Origin of the sequence: Citrobacter sp. RHBSTW-00017 (genome assembly GCF_013797615.1) — a bacterium.
Taxonomy (GTDB): domain Bacteria; phylum Pseudomonadota; class Gammaproteobacteria; order Enterobacterales; family Enterobacteriaceae; genus Citrobacter; species Citrobacter braakii.
In genome coordinates this window covers 3,732,689-3,745,918 of sequence record NZ_CP056899.1, presented here as the reverse complement: position 1 = coordinate 3,745,918, position 13,230 = coordinate 3,732,689, and the positions used below count along the sequence as shown (strand labels likewise).

Below are 13,230 nucleotides of genomic sequence, written 5' to 3'. Positions count from 1 at the left end.
GGTTCTGCCGGGCATGTCACATATGTTGCAATATATGTCGTTTTGACTTTAAGAACCTGTTGCAACATCACGTTATAACGAAAGAGGGCAAGCGGGAGACGTGCTGAGGGCAATTGGTATAACCAATACGAAAATAAAACAATTGTTTAACAATTGATTATCAATAAAAAGACAATTGAAGAACAAAAAATAAATCTGTAGTGGCTGAATCGAGTAAGGGAAATAGTATATATAAAAGGCGTCAATAATTTCCAAATTCTTTGGCGCACAAAATAACAAATAATATTTTTAGTAATTGTTGTTTATTTAGCCGTTATAATTACGCAGGGTGATTACAACGGCGATATTAATGTGGATTTTTACACCAGGCGGGTTTTGCGCAGTGCCAGATAATCCAGCAATCCACCAAAAACGACCCCGCAGACCGCGACCACCACCGAGATTTCCAGCAGTTCCGGCAGGAAGGAGAAGTTGGTGTAATCCAGCGCGTTCATAGTTAACAGCAGCAGCCAAACCACCAGCAGACAGCAGCCCGCAACCAACGTCATTAATGCCAGGCTGTACGCGCTACGAAATTCCGTGCGCGGAATGAAGCTCTCATTTTGCCAGCTATGTTCCAGAGTCTGGCGACAAACCAGCAGCAGTATGAGGCCGGGGATAGCGGCAAACACAGAGAACAAATAAAACGTTGGCCACCCGTGCGCTTCAACAAACCAACCTGCTACCGGACCAACGTAAACGCGACCAACGGCTGAAAGCGCGGAGAGCAGAGCGAACTGGGTCGCTGAAAAGGACTTATTGCACAGCGTCATTAATAAGGCGACAAACGCTGCCGTACCCATACCACCACACAGGTTTTCAAAGAAGACGGCGGCGGCCATACTAAACATGTGTTTGTCAGTGATGGACAATAACCAGTAGCCCGCATTCGACGCCCCCTGCAGGATGCCGAAAATCAGCAATGCGCGAAACAGCGAAAGGCGTTGCATCAGGATCCCGCCGTACAGCGCGCCAACGATGGTTGCCAGTAGTCCGAGCGTTTTATTCACCACGCCAACTTCACCCGCATCAAATCCGACGCCGCGGATTAAAAAGGTTGTAGTCAGGCTCATGGCAAAGGCATCCCCGAGCTTATACAGAACGATAAGCAGCAGAATTAGCCAGGCGTTGTTACGACCAAAGAAGTCGCGCAGCGGGGCCACAACCGCTTGCTCCAGCGTTTTGGGCACCGGAATGGCATCAGTCGGTTCGGGCGCTAGCAGGGTAGCGATGATGCAAGGTATCAGCAGCGCCGCCATCAGCCAGTACATTCCTTGCCAGCCCAGCCAGCGGTCGGCCATCCACAGAGCCAGCCCACCGGAAACCAGCATCCCTAAACGATAGCCCAGCACGCTGATAGCCGCGCCGGTGCCGCGTTCTTCGGCGGGTAGCACGTCGGTTTTCCATGCGTCAAAGACGATATCCTGCGATGCCGAGCAAAACGCGATCACCACCGCAAGCGCGGCCATCCAGCGTAGCTGCGTGCCTGGCTCCAGAAAGCCCATCGCGGCGATAGAAATCAGTAACAGCACCTGAGTTGCCAGCAACCAACCACGGCGTCGACCTAAAAACGGCGGCGTGTAGCGGTCCATTAGCGGAGACCAGAGGAACTTAAACACGTAGGCCTGGCCGACCAGAGAAAAGAAACCGATAGTTTTAAGATCGATATTCTCGACTGTCATCCATGCCTGAAGCGTACCCGAGGTCAGTGCGAGTGGTAAACCGGAGGCGAATCCCAGTATAAGCAGGATAGCTGAACGTGGTTGCTGAAAAATACGTAAGTAATGACTGGACATGGGCTTCTATAGGCCCGACGAACGCCGGGCCATATGGGCAGAAATTAACGAGCGTTCTGCTTGATGAAATCGTGAACGCTGGTGTCCTGAGACATATCAGCGATGGTATCGGTCAGCACGCTGTTAACGGCGTCAGCGATATTTTTGTTAGAGGCCTGCAGTGCGCCTTCAACAGAATAGCTTGCGCGGTAGTTTTTGGTCATCTTGTTGCCGTTAGCAGCGGTCGCAATGATGGCGATGTCTGCCTTGGTGGCGATGTTATAGCGCACGCTACCCTGGGACACGTCTGCATACAGCTGGCTAACAATGATTTGCAGGTTAACAGCACCGTTTGGCCCAATCATATAACCGCGTGCGGTCATCTGTTTTTCCAGTACTTCTTGCAGCAGGAAGCGCATATCGCGGGACGCGGTCAGGGTAACAAGCTGGTTGTCACGGGTAACTTTTGCCAGCGCCTGATCCTGACGCTGGTCGGCACCGTTGATGCTAACGGTCACACCCATCAGGCTCGGGTCCTGCTGTGGCAGGGTAATTTTCGGGGAAACTTCAATAGTGGTCGGCGGCGTTGCGCATCCAGCTAACATAAACAGCGCGACAAACGGGACGAGGATTTTTTTAAACATGCCAGGGCTCTCAGCGAATCTAAATTGTATGGTTGGAGAAAATACCCGCCATCATAACATCGCCAACGATGAGGGGAAGTGGGTAACGCATGTAAATTCATTGTGTTGTCAGTTTTATGTCTTTGTGGAGACCATAAACGGACTTTTTGCAATAAATCGAAGTGAGGATTTAGTGAACTTCATCCATTTGGCTGAGAAAATCAGACAAACGCTAATTTTTTGTTGCTAAGGTGTAATGAAAGCGGTAAAAGCGGCTAGTATTTAAAGGGATGGGTGACATCTCAGCGTTGTCGGAGGAAAAACTTCATGATGATTCGTGAGCAAATAGAAGAAAAATTAAGGGCAGCGTTCCAACCCGTGTTCCTCGAAGTTGTGGATGAAAGCTATCGTCACAATGTCCCGGCAGGTTCTGAAAGCCACTTTAAGGTTGTGCTGGTTAGCGATCGCTTTACAGGTGAGCGTTTTCTGAATCGTCATCGGATGATTTACAGCACCTTAACGGTGGAGCTTTCCACAACCGTTCATGCACTTGCCCTGCATACCTACACCATTAAGGAGTGGGAAGCGTTGCAGGATACGATTTTTGCATCGCCTCCGTGTCGTGGGGCGGGAAGCATCGCGTAAAAACGGATTTGCAACAACCGACGCTTTTCCAGTATGTTGCTACAGATTATGTGAAAACGGCCTGCGGGCCGTTTTGTTTTGTCTGAATTCTGGGGCAGTCGTACAGTATTCAGACAAAAATTAGCCGGGAATTGTGAAAAAAGCCGCAGCAACGCGCGATAACCGTTCTCGACTCATAAAAGTGATGCCGCTATAATGCGCGTCTTATTTTTCGGAATGTCTTCGGGATGATTCTGACGACAGGGAATGTGATTGCTTATGAGAACATCCCAGTTCCGCGAAGCCAACAACCTGTGCTTGCGGAGAAGAGTTGACCGAGCACTGTGATTTTTTGAGGTAACAAGATGCAAGTTTCAGTTGAAACCACTCAAGGCCTTGGCCGCCGTGTAACGATTACTATCGCTGCTGACAGCATCGAGACCGCTGTGAAAAGCGAGCTGGTCAACGTAGCGAAGAAAGTGCGTATTGACGGTTTCCGCAAAGGAAAAGTACCGATGAATGTTGTTGCTCAGCGTTATGGCGCGTCTGTTCGCCAGGACGTTCTGGGCGACCTGATGAGCCGCAACTTCGTTGACGCGATCATCAAAGAAAAAATCAATCCGGCTGGCGCACCGAACTACGTTCCGGGCGAATACAAACTGGGTGAAGATTTTACTTACGCGGTAGAGTTCGAAGTTTACCCGGAAGTTGAGCTGACTGGCCTGGAAGCAATCGAAGTTGAAAAACCGGTTGTTGAAGTCACCGACGCTGACGTTGACGTGATGCTGGACACCCTGCGTAAGCAGCAGGCTACCTGGAAAGACAAAGACGGCGCTGCTGATGCAGAAGACCGTGTAACCATCGACTTCACCGGCTCTGTAGACGGCGAAGAGTTCGAAGGCGGCAAAGCGTCTGACTTCGTACTGGCGATGGGCCAGGGTCGTATGATCCCAGGCTTTGAAGAAGGCGTTAAAGGCCACAAAGCTGGCGAAGAGTTCACTATCGATGTGACCTTCCCGGAAGAGTACCACGCTGAAAACCTGAAAGGTAAAGCCGCTAAGTTCGTTATCAACCTGAAGAAAGTTGAAGAGCGCGAACTGCCGGAACTGACTGAAGAATTCATCAAACGTTTCGGCGTTGAAGATGGTTCCGTAGCGGGTCTGCGCGCTGAAGTACGTAAAAACATGGAACGTGAGCTGAAAGGCGCTGTGCGCAACCGCGTTAAGTCTCAGGCGATCGAAGGTCTGGTAAAAGCTAACGACATCGACGTTCCGGCTGCTCTGATCGACAGCGAAATCGACGTTCTGCGTCGTCAGGCTGCACAGCGTTTTGGCGGCAACGAAAAACAAGCTCTGGAACTGCCGCGTGAACTGTTCGAAGAACAGGCTAAGCGTCGCGTAGTTGTAGGTCTGCTGCTGGGCGAAGTGATTCGTACCAACGAGCTGAAAGCTGACGAAGATCGCGTTAAAGGCCTGATCGAAGAGATGGCTTCTGCTTACGAAGATCCGAAAGAAGTTGTTGAGTTCTACAGCAAAAATAAAGAGCTGATGGACAACATGCGTAACGTCGCTCTGGAAGAGCAGGCTGTTGAAGCCGTTCTGGCGAAAGCGAAAGTGACTGAAAAAGCCACTTCCTTCAACGAGCTGATGAACCAGCAGGCGTAATTCGTCGCTTATTTAGCACGAATTTCGTACACAAGCCCGTCACCTTTTGGTGGCGGGTTTTTTTTTGTCACGGATTTTGCATGGGAAGAGTGCGAAAACAGCGTTTCAGTGTTAGCGTTACAACAAAAGATTGTTATGCTTGAATTATGGCGATGTCGTACCCATTACTGAGGGACTAGCTGATAATCCGTCCATAAGGTTACAATCAGCACAGCAGGTTTTTTCAAATTTTATCCAGGAGACGGAAATGTCATACAGCGGCGAACGAGATAACTTTGCACCCCATATGGCGCTGGTGCCGATGGTCATTGAACAGACCTCACGTGGTGAGCGCTCTTTTGATATCTATTCTCGTCTACTTAAGGAACGCGTCATTTTTCTGACCGGCCAGGTCGAAGACCATATGGCTAACCTGATCGTGGCGCAGATGCTGTTCCTGGAAGCAGAAAACCCAGAAAAAGATATCTACCTGTACATCAACTCCCCTGGTGGAGTGATCACTGCCGGGATGTCTATCTATGACACCATGCAGTTTATTAAGCCGGACGTCAGCACCATTTGTATGGGCCAGGCGGCCTCAATGGGCGCGTTCCTGCTGACTGCCGGGGCGAAAGGTAAACGTTTTTGCCTGCCTAACTCTCGCGTCATGATCCACCAGCCTCTGGGCGGTTACCAGGGCCAGGCAACGGATATTGAAATTCATGCCCGTGAAATCCTGAAGGTAAAAGGGCGCATGAACGAACTTATGGCGCATCATACGGGTCAATCTCTTGAGCAGATTGAACGTGATACCGAGCGCGATCGCTTCCTCTCCGCTTCTGAAGCGGTAGAGTACGGTCTGGTCGACTCGATTTTGACCCATCGTAATTAATGCCCAGCGCGCAGGTGTACCGCTATAATTACCTGGAGCGGCACAACGCTGACTAGCGTCTTGCGCCTGAGAATGGCATTTGCGTCGTCGTGTGCGGCACAAAGAACAAAGAAGAGGTTTTGACCCATGACAGATAAACGCAAAGATGGCTCGGGCAAATTGTTGTACTGCTCTTTTTGCGGCAAAAGCCAGCATGAAGTGCGTAAGCTGATTGCCGGACCATCCGTGTATATCTGCGACGAATGTGTTGATTTATGTAACGACATCATTCGCGAAGAGATTAAGGAAGTAGCACCGCACCGTGAACGCAGTGCGCTGCCGACGCCACATGAAATTCGCAACCACCTGGACGATTACGTCATCGGTCAGGAGCAGGCGAAGAAAGTGCTGGCGGTCGCGGTATACAACCATTACAAACGTCTGCGCAACGGCGACACCAGCAATGGCGTCGAGTTGGGCAAAAGTAACATCCTGCTGATTGGCCCGACGGGTTCCGGTAAAACGCTGCTGGCTGAAACGCTGGCACGCCTGCTGGACGTTCCGTTCACTATGGCCGATGCCACCACGCTGACCGAAGCTGGTTATGTGGGTGAAGATGTTGAAAATATTATTCAGAAACTGCTGCAGAAGTGCGATTACGACGTGCAGAAAGCACAGCGCGGGATCGTCTATATCGATGAAATCGACAAGATTTCTCGTAAGTCTGACAACCCGTCCATTACCCGTGACGTTTCTGGCGAAGGTGTACAGCAGGCGCTGTTGAAATTGATCGAAGGTACGGTTGCTGCCGTTCCACCGCAGGGAGGGCGTAAACATCCTCAGCAGGAATTCCTGCAGGTTGATACCTCCAAGATCCTGTTTATCTGTGGCGGTGCCTTTGCCGGTCTGGATAAAGTCATTGCTAACCGTGTTGAAACGGGCTCCGGCATTGGTTTTGGCGCAACGGTAAAAGCGCAGTCTGATAAAGCCAGTGAAGGTGAACTGCTGTCGCAGGTGGAGCCGGAAGATCTGATCAAATTTGGTCTGATCCCTGAGTTCATCGGGCGTCTGCCGGTTGTAGCGACGCTGAGCGAACTGAGCGAAGAAGCGCTGATCCAGATCCTGAAAGAGCCGAAAAATGCCCTGACCAAGCAGTACCAGGCGCTGTTCAATCTTGAAGGTGTTGATCTGGAATTCCGTGAGGAAGCGCTGGATGCGATCGCCAAGAAAGCGATGGCACGTAAAACCGGTGCTCGTGGTCTGCGTTCTATCGTCGAAGCCGCGCTGCTTGACACCATGTACGATCTGCCTTCTATGGAAGACGTCGAAAAAGTGGTGATCGATGAGTCGGTGATTGGTGGCCAGAGCAAGCCATTGCTGATTTACGGTAAGCCGGAAGCGCAGCAGGCATCTGGCGAATAATTCATCAATTCATACAGACATTTAATTAATAAGGGGGGATTTTATCTCCCCTTTTATTTTTCCGTAAACATGGCGTTGAATGTGTGGGAAACATCCCCATATACTGACATACATGTTAAAGGTGGTGTGGAGCACAGTCGTACCACCTGATTACCTGGCGGAAACTAAACTAAGAGAGAGCTCTATGAATCCTGAGCGTTCTGAACGCATTGAAATCCCCGTATTGCCGTTGCGCGATGTGGTGGTTTATCCGCACATGGTCATACCCTTATTTGTAGGGCGGGAAAAATCTATCCGTTGTCTGGAAGCGGCTATGGACCATGATAAAAAAATCATGCTGGTTGCCCAGAAAGAAGCGTCAACGGATGAGCCGGGTGTAAACGATCTTTTCACCGTCGGGACCGTGGCCTCTATTTTGCAGATGCTGAAACTGCCTGACGGCACCGTAAAAGTGCTGGTCGAGGGGTTACAGCGCGCGCGTATTTCAGCGCTGTCTGACAACGGTGAGCACTTCTCTGCGAAAGCGGAGTACCTTGACTCGCCTGCTATTGATGAGCGCGAACAGGAAGTGCTGGTGCGTACCGCTATCAGCCAGTTCGAAGGCTATATCAAGCTGAACAAGAAAATCCCGCCCGAAGTGCTGACGTCGCTGAACAGTATTGACGATCCTGCACGTCTGGCGGACACCATCGCTGCGCACATGCCGCTGAAGCTTGCTGACAAGCAGTCCGTACTGGAGATGTCTGACGTTAACGAACGTCTGGAATATCTGATGGCGATGATGGAGTCTGAAATCGATCTGCTGCAGGTTGAGAAACGCATTCGCAACCGCGTGAAAAAGCAGATGGAAAAATCCCAGCGTGAGTACTATCTGAACGAGCAGATGAAAGCCATTCAGAAAGAGCTCGGCGAGATGGACGATGCGCCGGACGAAAACGAAGCGTTGAAGCGTAAAATCGACGCGGCGAAAATGCCGAAAGAGGCAAAAGAGAAAGCGGAAGCAGAACTGCAGAAGCTGAAAATGATGTCTCCGATGTCAGCGGAAGCGACCGTAGTCCGTGGCTACATCGACTGGATGGTTCAGGTGCCGTGGAATGCGCGTAGCAAGGTCAAAAAAGATCTGCGTCAGGCTCAGGAAATCCTCGATACTGACCATTACGGTCTGGAACGCGTCAAAGACCGTATTCTTGAGTATCTCGCGGTTCAAAGCCGTGTGAATAAAATCAAGGGGCCGATCCTGTGCCTGGTTGGGCCGCCGGGGGTAGGTAAAACTTCTCTGGGACAGTCCATCGCTAAAGCAACCGGACGTAAATACATCCGTATGGCGCTGGGCGGCGTGCGTGATGAAGCTGAAATTCGCGGTCACCGCCGGACCTATATTGGTTCGATGCCGGGTAAACTGATCCAGAAAATGGCTAAAGTGGGCGTTAAAAACCCGCTGTTCCTGCTTGATGAGATCGACAAAATGTCTTCCGACATGCGTGGCGATCCGGCTTCCGCACTGCTTGAGGTGCTGGATCCAGAGCAGAACGTGGCGTTCAGCGATCATTACCTGGAAGTGGACTACGATCTCAGCGACGTGATGTTCGTTGCGACCTCTAACTCCATGAATATTCCCGCACCGTTGCTGGATCGTATGGAAGTGATCCGTCTGTCCGGGTATACCGAAGACGAGAAGCTGAACATTGCTAAACGTCACCTGTTGCCGAAACAGATTGAGCGTAACGCGCTGAAAAAAGGCGAGCTGACGGTCGACGATAGCGCCATTGTGGGCATTATTCGTTATTACACCCGTGAAGCTGGCGTGCGTAGTCTGGAGCGTGAAATTTCCAAACTGTGCCGTAAAGCGGTGAAACAGTTGCTGCTCGACAAGTCGCTGAAACATATTGAGATCAATGGTGACAACCTGCACGACTACCTGGGCGTACAGCGCTTTGACTATGGCCGCGCGGACAACGAAAACCGCGTTGGTCAGGTAACCGGTCTGGCATGGACGGAAGTGGGCGGCGATCTGCTGACCATCGAAACCGCTTGCGTACCGGGTAAAGGTAAGCTGACCTACACCGGTTCTCTGGGTGAAGTCATGCAGGAATCCATTCAGGCTGCGCTGACCGTGGTGCGCGCGCGCGCGGAAAAACTGGGCATTAATCCGGACTTTTACGAAAAACGCGACATCCACGTTCACGTACCTGAAGGGGCGACGCCGAAAGACGGTCCAAGTGCGGGTATTGCCATGTGTACTGCGCTGGTTTCTTGTCTGACCGGTAACCCGGTTCGCGCCGACGTAGCGATGACCGGCGAGATCACCCTGCGTGGCCAGGTTCTGCCTATTGGTGGTTTGAAAGAAAAACTGCTGGCAGCACACCGTGGTGGTATTAAAACGGTCTTAATTCCAGACGAAAACAAACGTGACCTGGAAGAGATTCCTGACAACGTAATTGCCGATCTGGACATCCATCCGGTGAAACGCATTGAGGAGGTTCTGACGCTCGCGTTGCAAAATGAGCCCTCCGGAATGCAGGTTGTGACCGCAAAATAGTGACCTCGCGCAAAGAGCACTAATAAAAACAGGGCTGGCAGGCCATTTCGGACTTGCCAGCCTTTTTTTGTATAGCTAATTTAGATGACGGATTGGGCTTGCCATCATTAACGGGTGTTGTAAGGGCATGGCAGGCCTGATATAACTGCTGCGCGTTCGCACTTTGAAGGATTCAGGTGCGATATAAATTATAAAGAGGAAGAGAAGAGTGAATAAATCTCAACTGATCGACAAAATTGCTGCAGGGGCTGATATCTCTAAAGCTGCGGCTGGACGTGCGTTAGATGCAATTATTGCTTCTGTTACCGAATCTCTGAAAGAAGGTGATGACGTAGCGCTGGTAGGTTTTGGTACTTTTGCCGTTAAAGAGCGTGCTGCCCGTACTGGTCGCAACCCGCAAACAGGTAAAGAGATCACCATCGCCGCGGCTAAAGTACCGGGCTTCCGTGCAGGTAAAGCACTGAAAGACGCGGTAAACTAAGTGATTTCCCCTTTGGGGATGTGACGAAGTACAAGGGCGCATCGACTGATGTGCCTTTTTTATTTGTAATTCCGGTACTTTCTACGCGTTGTGGGCTGACAATTGCCCCTGTTTCTTGTCACAATAGGCCTTTGTACGCAGCGTTCAGGAAACGCTATGCTGCGTGAAGCATATATACTCAAAATCCTTGCCGCCGCTGTGGTGACAACGCGCAGGCGGCTTGAGAGATAACGCGTATAGTCATCTACAGCGGAGTGTGGTTACACCATGATGGACAGCTTACGCACGGCTGCTAACAGTCTCGTGCTCAAGATTATTTTCGGTATCATTATCGTGTCGTTCATTTTGACCGGCGTGAGTGGTTACCTGATTGGCGGGGGCAATAACTTCGCCGCCAAAGTGAATGGCCAGGAGATTAGCCGCGGGCAGTTCGAGAATGCGTTCAACAGCGAACGTAACCGCATGCAGCAACAGCTGGGCGATCAATACTCCGAACTGGCTGCGAACGAAGGCTACATGAAAACGCTGCGTCAGCAGGTGCTGAATCGTCTTATTGACGAAGCGCTGCTGGATCAGTACTCCCGCGAGCTTAATCTCAACATCAGCGACGATCAGGTTAAACAGGCTATTTTCGCCACGCCTGCGTTCCAGGTGGACGGTAAATTTGATAACAATCGCTACAACGCGATTGTTAATCAGATGGGAATGACCGCAGACCAGTACGCTCAGGCATTACGTAATCAGCTTACTACCCAGCAACTGATTAACGGTGTTGCCGGTACGGACTTCATGCTGAAAGGCGAAACGGACGAGCTGGCGGCGCTGGTCGCACAGCAGCGTATCGTTCGCGAGGCGACAATTGACGTTAACGCACTGGCCGCTAAGCAGTCTGTTACCGAGCAAGAAGTTGCCAGCTACTACGAGCAGAATAAAAACAACTTTATGACGCCGGAACAGTTCCGCGTGAGCTACATCAAGCTGGATGCTGCTGCTATGCAGGAGACGGCCAGCGATGCGGATATTCAGGCTTATTATGACCAGCATCAGGATCAGTTCACTCAGCCGCAGCGTAACCGCTACAGCATCATTCAGACCAAAACGGAAGATGAAGCCAAAGCGGTACTGGACGAGCTGAACAAAGGCGGTGATTTCGCTGCGCTGGCAAAAGAAAAATCTGCTGACATCATCTCTGCCCGTAAAGGCGGCGATATGGGATGGCTGGAAGATTCCACCACCCCGGATGAGCTGAAGAATGCCGGTCTGAAAGAGAAAGGCCAGCTGTCAGGTGTGATTAAGTCTTCCGTTGGTTTCCTCGTTGCGCGTCTTGACGACGTACAGCCTGCGCAGGTTAAACCGCTGAGCGAAGCCCGTGACGACATTGCGGTGAAAGTGAAGCAGGAAAAAGCGCTGGATGCCTACTATGCGCTGCAGCAGAAAGTGAGCGATGCCGCCAGCAACGATAACGAATCCCTGGCGGGCGCGGAGCAGGCGGCGGGTATGAAAGCGGTTGAAACGGGCTGGTTTAGCCGTGACAGCCTGCCGGAAGAGCTGAACTTCAAACCGGTCGCTGACATCATTTTCAATGGTGGTTTGGTTGGTGAGAACGGTACGCCTGGCAGTAACTCTGACATCATCACCGTGGATGGCGATCGCGCGTTTGTACTGCGTATTGCAGAGCACAAAGCTGAAGCCGTTAAACCACTGGCTGAAGTGAAAGATCAGGTAACTGCGCTTGTTAAGCACAATAAAGCAGAGCAGCAGGCGAAGCTTGATGCCGATAAACTGCTGGCGGATCTGAAAGCTGGTAAAGGCGATGAAGCCATGAAAGCGGCGGGTCTGAGCTTTGGCGAGGCGAAAACGCTGAGCCGTACGGGTCAGGATCCGCTGAGTCAGGCGGCCTTTGGCCTGAGCCTGCCGGCGAAAGACAAACCGAGCTACGGCGTGGCGAACGACATGCAGGGTAACGTTGTACTGCTGGCGCTGGACGAGGTGAAAGCCGGTTCTATGCCTGAAGAGCAGAAGAAAGCGATGGTTCAGGGGATTACCCAGAACAATGCGCAGATTGTCTTTGAAGCGCTGATGAGCAACCTGCGTAAAGCCGCAAAAATTAAAGTCGGTGACGCGCTGGAACAGCAGCAATAACCGAGGCTACTCGCAAAAAATTGCAAAAAATTGTATCAACCAAAGGCCGCTTTCGCGGCCTTTTCCATTTCTGATATTTGCCGTTTGTCTGCCGTTCTGCACCTCGCTATCGTGATTCCACTGTTAACAAACAAGGAGAAAACAGTATGAAACATGGAATCAAAGCCCTGCTTATTACCCTTTCATTGACCTGTGCCGGTATGGCTCAAAGCGCACTGGCTGCAGAGCCAGTCGCCAAAAGCCAGGCGACTCAAGCCAAAGCGGATGCTACGGGAGTAGCACAAAGCAAAGCCACGCAACCGGCTAAAGCGAGCGATGATGAAGGCACCAGGGTAAGCATCAACAGCGCTTCTGCGGAGGATTTAGCGCGAGTCATGAATGGCGTGGGTCTGAAGAAAGCGCAGGCGATTGTCAGCTATCGTGAGGAGTACGGGCCGTTTAAAACGGTGGAGGACTTAAAGCAGGTACCGGGCATGGGGAGTTCGCTGGTAGAGCGCAATCTGGCAGTTTTAACACTTTAATAACTTGCAGAGTGCTGAAAGTTTGCCAGACTGTAGAGGTCATACCAGTTATGACCTCTTACCCTGAAGTGTGTTCCTATAAAAACAACGTAAGGCTCCTGCGCTATGCAAACACAAATCAAAGTTCGTGGTTTTCATCTTGATGTCTATCAGCACGTTAACAATGCTCGCTATCTTGAGTTTCTGGAAGAAGCCCGCTGGGATGGCCTGGAAAACAGCGACAGCTTTCAGTGGATGACCGCACACAACATCGCTTTTGTGGTCGTGAATATTAACATTAACTACCGCCGCCCTGCGGTGCTGAGCGACCTGCTGACCATTACCAGTCAGGTGCAACAGTTAAATGGCAAAAGCGGTGTGTTGAACCAGACTATCACCCTGGAGCCGGAAGGACAGGTGGTGGCAGACGCGTTGATTACCTTCGTCTGTATTGATTTGAAAACGCAAAAGGCGCTACCGCTGGAAGGGGAGTTGCGCGAAAAACTGGAGCAGATGGTGAAGTGATGGAAGGAAGCCTGACGGCGCTTTGCTTATCAGGCTTACGGGCGAT

Annotated in this window: 11 protein-coding genes; 9 read left to right on the top strand and 2 right to left on the bottom strand. The window is 51.2% G+C overall.

The genetic code is table 11. The features are described from left to right. Nucleotides 1-359: 359 nt before the first annotated feature. Both ampG and HV037_RS18215 read right to left on the bottom strand, forming a co-directional pair. Nucleotides 360-1,835 (bottom strand): muropeptide MFS transporter AmpG, encoded by a 1,476-nt coding sequence (gene ampG, locus HV037_RS18220; RefSeq protein ID WP_103283542.1) that lies wholly within the window; start codon nucleotides 1,833-1,835, stop codon nucleotides 360-362. Nucleotides 1,836-1,879: 44 nt separating this feature from the next. Beyond that, on the bottom strand, nucleotides 1,880-2,458 hold the full coding sequence (locus HV037_RS18215; RefSeq protein WP_103283543.1) for a lipoprotein: 579 nt from the start codon (nucleotides 2,456-2,458) through the stop codon (nucleotides 1,880-1,882). Between the two features lie 306 nt (nucleotides 2,459-2,764). On the opposite strand from HV037_RS18215, the gene bolA reads away from it, so the two are divergent. From bolA to fadM, 9 genes are all read left to right on the top strand, one after another. After that, the gene (bolA, locus tag HV037_RS18210; RefSeq protein WP_016152051.1) at nucleotides 2,765-3,082 is read left to right on the top strand and encodes a transcriptional regulator BolA; all 318 of its coding nucleotides are present in this window, start codon (nucleotides 2,765-2,767) and stop codon (nucleotides 3,080-3,082) included. Nucleotides 3,083-3,426: 344 nt separating this feature from the next. Next, nucleotides 3,427-4,725: a trigger factor gene (tig, locus tag HV037_RS18205; protein WP_003021622.1), complete on the top strand. Its 1,299-nt coding sequence runs from the start codon at nucleotides 3,427-3,429 to the stop codon at nucleotides 4,723-4,725. Between the two features lie 247 nt (nucleotides 4,726-4,972). Continuing rightward, nucleotides 4,973-5,596, top strand: coding sequence for an ATP-dependent Clp endopeptidase proteolytic subunit ClpP (gene clpP / locus HV037_RS18200; protein WP_003021624.1), 624 nt, complete (start codon nucleotides 4,973-4,975; stop codon nucleotides 5,594-5,596). A 126-nt stretch (nucleotides 5,597-5,722) separates the two neighbouring features. Further along, nucleotides 5,723-6,997 (top strand): ATP-dependent protease ATP-binding subunit ClpX, encoded by a 1,275-nt coding sequence (gene clpX, locus HV037_RS18195; protein WP_003831013.1) that lies wholly within the window; start codon nucleotides 5,723-5,725, stop codon nucleotides 6,995-6,997. A 184-nt stretch (nucleotides 6,998-7,181) separates the two neighbouring features. Beyond that, nucleotides 7,182-9,536, top strand: coding sequence for an endopeptidase La (gene lon / locus HV037_RS18190; protein ID WP_016152052.1), 2,355 nt, complete (start codon nucleotides 7,182-7,184; stop codon nucleotides 9,534-9,536). Between the two features lie 208 nt (nucleotides 9,537-9,744). Next, nucleotides 9,745-10,017 (top strand): nucleoid-associated protein HU-beta, encoded by a 273-nt coding sequence (hupB, locus tag HV037_RS18185; protein WP_003021629.1) that lies wholly within the window; start codon nucleotides 9,745-9,747, stop codon nucleotides 10,015-10,017. 267 nt (nucleotides 10,018-10,284) lie between these two features. Further along, entirely contained in the window at nucleotides 10,285-12,159 is a 1,875-nt protein-coding gene (ppiD, locus tag HV037_RS18180) for a peptidylprolyl isomerase (protein ID WP_016155864.1), read from the top strand. 146 nt (nucleotides 12,160-12,305) lie between these two features. Continuing rightward, nucleotides 12,306-12,680 (top strand): helix-hairpin-helix domain-containing protein, encoded by a 375-nt coding sequence (locus HV037_RS18175; RefSeq protein ID WP_047416882.1) that lies wholly within the window; start codon nucleotides 12,306-12,308, stop codon nucleotides 12,678-12,680. A 105-nt stretch (nucleotides 12,681-12,785) separates the two neighbouring features. Next, on the top strand, nucleotides 12,786-13,184 hold the full coding sequence (fadM, locus tag HV037_RS18170; protein ID WP_016152055.1) for a long-chain acyl-CoA thioesterase FadM: 399 nt from the start codon (nucleotides 12,786-12,788) through the stop codon (nucleotides 13,182-13,184). Nucleotides 13,185-13,230 lie beyond the last annotated feature (46 nt).

Bases quoted from the DNA above. Each gene is read 5' to 3' on its own strand.
- ampG (WP_103283542.1), bottom strand. From the start codon at position 1,835: ATGTCCAGTCATTACTTACGTATTTTTCAGCAACCACGTTCAGCTATC.
- HV037_RS18215 (WP_103283543.1), bottom strand. From the start codon at position 2,458: ATGTTTAAAAAAATCCTCGTCCCGTTTGTCGCGCTGTTTATGTTAGCT.
- bolA (WP_016152051.1), top strand. From the start codon at position 2,765: ATGATGATTCGTGAGCAAATAGAAGAAAAATTAAGGGCAGCGTTCCAA.
- tig (WP_003021622.1), top strand. From the start codon at position 3,427: ATGCAAGTTTCAGTTGAAACCACTCAAGGCCTTGGCCGCCGTGTAACG.
- clpP (WP_003021624.1), top strand. From the start codon at position 4,973: ATGTCATACAGCGGCGAACGAGATAACTTTGCACCCCATATGGCGCTG.
- clpX (WP_003831013.1), top strand. From the start codon at position 5,723: ATGACAGATAAACGCAAAGATGGCTCGGGCAAATTGTTGTACTGCTCT.
- lon (WP_016152052.1), top strand. From the start codon at position 7,182: ATGAATCCTGAGCGTTCTGAACGCATTGAAATCCCCGTATTGCCGTTG.
- ppiD (WP_016155864.1), top strand. From the start codon at position 10,285: ATGATGGACAGCTTACGCACGGCTGCTAACAGTCTCGTGCTCAAGATT.
- HV037_RS18175 (WP_047416882.1), top strand. From the start codon at position 12,306: ATGAAACATGGAATCAAAGCCCTGCTTATTACCCTTTCATTGACCTGT.
- fadM (WP_016152055.1), top strand. From the start codon at position 12,786: ATGCAAACACAAATCAAAGTTCGTGGTTTTCATCTTGATGTCTATCAG.